4 protein-coding genes are annotated in these 3,012 nt (G+C 71.5%); all 4 read left to right on the top strand.

What is annotated here, in order from left to right:
• Positions 1 to 62: 62 nt before the first annotated feature.
• The 4 genes from mtlA to DEF28_RS26110 are packed head-to-tail and all read left to right on the top strand — an operon-like array spanning position 63 to position 2,950.
• Positions 63 to 1,154: a PTS mannitol transporter subunit IICB gene (gene mtlA, locus DEF28_RS26095; RefSeq protein ID WP_114400847.1), complete on the top strand. Its 1,092-nt coding sequence runs from the start codon at positions 63 to 65 to the stop codon at positions 1,152 to 1,154.
• The gene (locus DEF28_RS26100; RefSeq protein WP_114400848.1) at positions 1,151 to 1,459 is read left to right on the top strand and encodes a PTS sugar transporter subunit IIB; all 309 of its coding nucleotides are present in this window, start codon (positions 1,151 to 1,153) and stop codon (positions 1,457 to 1,459) included. Before mtlA ends, DEF28_RS26100 begins: the two co-directional genes overlap by 4 nt.
• Positions 1,449 to 1,910: a PTS sugar transporter subunit IIA gene (locus DEF28_RS26105; RefSeq protein WP_114400849.1), complete on the top strand. Its 462-nt coding sequence runs from the start codon at positions 1,449 to 1,451 to the stop codon at positions 1,908 to 1,910. Before DEF28_RS26100 ends, DEF28_RS26105 begins: the two co-directional genes overlap by 11 nt.
• A complete protein-coding gene (locus DEF28_RS26110) occupies positions 1,910 to 2,950 on the top strand; it encodes a zinc-dependent dehydrogenase (protein WP_114400850.1) in 1,041 nt (346 codons plus the stop codon). The genes DEF28_RS26105 and DEF28_RS26110 overlap by 1 nt, the downstream gene beginning before the upstream one ends.
• Positions 2,951 to 3,012: the final 62 nt, after the last annotated feature.

Consider the following 3,012-nt stretch of genomic DNA (forward strand, 5'->3'; position numbering starts at 1 on the left):
CCCTCACGCGGCCCGCCGCCCCTGCCCCAGACGGCGGACCGCGCCTCCCCCGAAGGCCGCTCATGACAACCGAGACGAACGACACCCAACCACCACGACTCGACCGCGTCCGCGCTGGCGTCCAGCGCTTCGGCGGCCACCTCGCCGGCATGGTGATGCCCAACATCGGGGCCTTCATCGCCTGGGGTCTGATCACCGCGCTGTTCATCCCCGCGGGCTGGTTCCCCAACGAGACCCTGGCGCAGATGGTCGAGCCGATGCAGCTCGTCCTGCTGCCGGTCCTCATCGGCTACACCGGCGGACACCTGGTGCACGAGCGGCGCGGCGCGGTGGTCGGCGCGACCGCGACCCTGGGCATCGTCGCGGGCGCCGACATCCCGATGTTCCTCGGGGCGATGATCATCGGCCCGCTCTCCGCCTACCTGCTGAAGCTGTTCGACAACGCCGTGCAGCCCCGGATCAAGTCCGGGTTCGAGATGCTGGTGAACAACTTCAGCGCCGGCATCCTCGGCGCGATCATGGCGGTCGTCGGCATGCTCGGCATCGGCCCGGTGGTCGCCGTGATCACCGGCGCGCTCGAGCGCGGCGTCGCCTTCCTGATCGACCTGCACCTGCTGCCCGTGGTCTCCCTCGTGGTCGAGCCCGCCAAGGTGCTGTTCCTGAACAACGCGATCAACCACGGCGTGCTCGGTCCGCTCGGTGTCGCCAACGCCGCGGACAACGGCCGGGCCATCGAGTTCCTCATCGAGTCCAACCCGGGCCCCGGACTCGGCATCCTGCTCGCCGTCATGTTCTTCGGTCCCCGGATCTCGCGGGCCTCGGCGCCCGGTGCCGCCATCATCCACTTCTTCGGCGGCATCCACGAGATCTACTTCCCCTACATCCTCGCCCAGCCGAAGCTGCTCGTCGCCGCCATCGCCGGCGGGGCCAGCGGTGTCGCGGTGTTCATGGTCACCGGGGCTGGGCTCGTGGCGCCGCCGTCGCCCGGCAGCATCATCGCCCTCATCGCGATGACCCCCAGCGGCGGGCACCTGTCCGTGCTGGCCGGCGTCGCCGTCGCCACCATCGTGTCCTTCCTGGTGGCCGCCGCGCTGCTGGGATTCGGCCGTGCCGAGCGCAAGGCCGCCAACGACGAAACGGAGGTCTCCTCATGACGACCATCAACGGTTCCGATGTCGGCAAGGTCGTCATCGCCTGCGACGCCGGCATGGGCAGCAGCGCCCTGCTCAAGGCCCAGCTGTCGAAGACGCTCGCCCCGTACTCCGTCAAGGTCGAGCACACCGCCGTGAACAAGATCCCGGCCGACGCCGACGTGGTGCTCTGCCACCAGGGTCTGGCCGACCGCGCCCGCAAGAGCGCGCCGGACACCGTCGTCCTGCCGTTCCAGATGTTCATCGGCGACCCGGTGTTCGCCAAGCTGGAGGCCGCGATCAAGGCCGGTGAGCCCATTGCCGGCTGAGGCGCTGCTGGTGACGCCCGAGGCCGTCCGGCTCGGCCGGACGGCCCGGGACAAGGCCGACGCCATCGACCAGTGCGGGCAGCTGCTCCTGGAGCTCGGCGCGGTCGAGCCCGGGTACCTGCCCGCCATGCACGAGCGCGAGAAGTCGGTGTCCACCTACATCGGCGAGGGCGTCGCCATCCCGCACGGCACCAACGAGGCCCGTGCGCTCGTGCGGCGCACCGCGCTCGCGGTCGTGCAGTTCCCCGACGGCGTGGACTGGGACGGCTCCGACGTCCGCCTCGCCATCGGCATCGCCGCGGACGGTGAGCAGCACATGGGCGTGCTGTCCGCGCTCGCCCTCACGCTCGGCCTGCCCGAGCGGGCGGAGCGACTGCGCACGGCCGTGGACGTGGCCACGGTCGTCGAACTGCTCCGCCCCATCCCCGAGAACCAGACAGAGGACATCTGATGAAGGTCGCCCGCTTCTACGCCCCCGGAGACATCCGCCTGGAGGAGGCTCCCGAGCCGAAGGCCGGCCCCGGTGAGCTCAAGCTCCGCGTGCGCAACTGCTCCACCTGCGGAACCGACGCCAAGATCCGCCGGCACGGCCACCACCACATCGTGCCGCCCCGGGTCATCGGCCACGAGATCGCCGGCGAGGTCGTCGAGGCCGGCGAGGGCGTGAGCGGGTGGTCGGCCGGAGACCGCGTGCAGGTCATCGCGGCCATCCCGTGCGGTGAGTGCCCGGACTGCCGCCGCGGCTGGCAGACCATCTGTCCGAACCAGGAGTCCATGGGCTACCACTACGAGGGCGGCTTCGCCGAGTACCTCGTGGTGCCCGCGAAGGTCCTCGCCGTGGACGGCGTGAACCGCATCCCCGACGGCGTCAGCTTCGCCGAGGCGTCGGTGGCCGAGCCGCTGGCCTGCGTGCTCAACGGCCAGGAGCTCGCCCGGGTCGCGGAGGGCGACGACGTGGTGGTCGTCGGAGCCGGCCCCATCGGCTGCCTGCACGTCCGCATGGCCCGGGCGCGCGGCGCGGCGCGGGTCTTCCTGGTGGAGCTCAACCGCCAGCGCCTCGACATGGCCGCCGACCGGGTGCACCCCGACGCCGCCATCGCCTCGGGCGAGGTCGACGCGGTGGACGAGATCCGCAAGCTCACCGACGGCCGCGGCGCCGACGTCGTCATCACCGCGGCCGCCTCCGGCGCCGCGCAGGAGGCCGCCCTCCAGATGGTCGCCCGCCGCGGCCGGATCAGCTTCTTCGGCGGCCTGCCGAAGGACAAGCCGATCATCTCCTGCGACTCCAACCTGGTGCACTACCGCGAGCTGACCATCGTCGGCGCCAACGGCTCCAGCCCCGAGCACAACCGCCGCGCCCTGGAGCTCATCGCCTCCGGCCAGGTGCCGGTGAGCGACCTCATCACCCACCGCATGCCGCTGGACGAGGTGCTCACCGCCATCGACACGGTCACCGAGGGCACCGCCATCAAGGTGACGATCGAACCCTGACCAGCGCCCCCGCCGCCCCTCCTCCCCGGCGGGACGCTTTCCAAGGGGGAGGACGGCCACTC

The organism is Marinitenerispora sediminis (assembly GCF_003336425.1).
GTDB classification, from domain to species: Bacteria; Actinomycetota; Actinomycetes; order Streptosporangiales; family Streptosporangiaceae; genus Marinitenerispora; species Marinitenerispora sediminis.